Annotated in this window: 1 tRNA gene; it reads right to left on the bottom strand. The window is 42.7% G+C overall.

The window, feature by feature from the left end:
* Positions 1-55 precede the first annotated feature (55 nt).
* A tRNA-Arg gene (locus tag AB4167_RS22145) sits at positions 56-132 on the bottom strand.
* Positions 133-220: the final 88 nt, after the last annotated feature.

The following is a 220-nucleotide window of genomic DNA, read 5'->3' as shown; positions in this document are numbered from 1 at the left end:
AATCCGCGATGAACCTAAAAAAAGCCTCGTATAAACGAGGCTTTTTCTAATAATGTGGCGCGCTCTGGAGGATTCGAACCTCCGACCGCCTGGTTCGTAGCCAGGTACTCTATCCAGCTGAGCTAAGAGCGCACGGTTTTAATATCAATTCATTGTTACTAACAAGAGATCAATATAAGGATTTCATTCTTATAAGAAAAAAGCCCTAAATAGTGGCGCG

Source organism: Vibrio sp. 10N.286.49.E11 (assembly GCF_041469505.1).
Classification (GTDB): Bacteria; Pseudomonadota; Gammaproteobacteria; order Enterobacterales; family Vibrionaceae; genus Vibrio; species Vibrio crassostreae_C.
The sequence above is the reverse complement of the archived record's forward strand: the minus strand, read 5'-3'. Positions and strand labels throughout refer to the sequence as shown.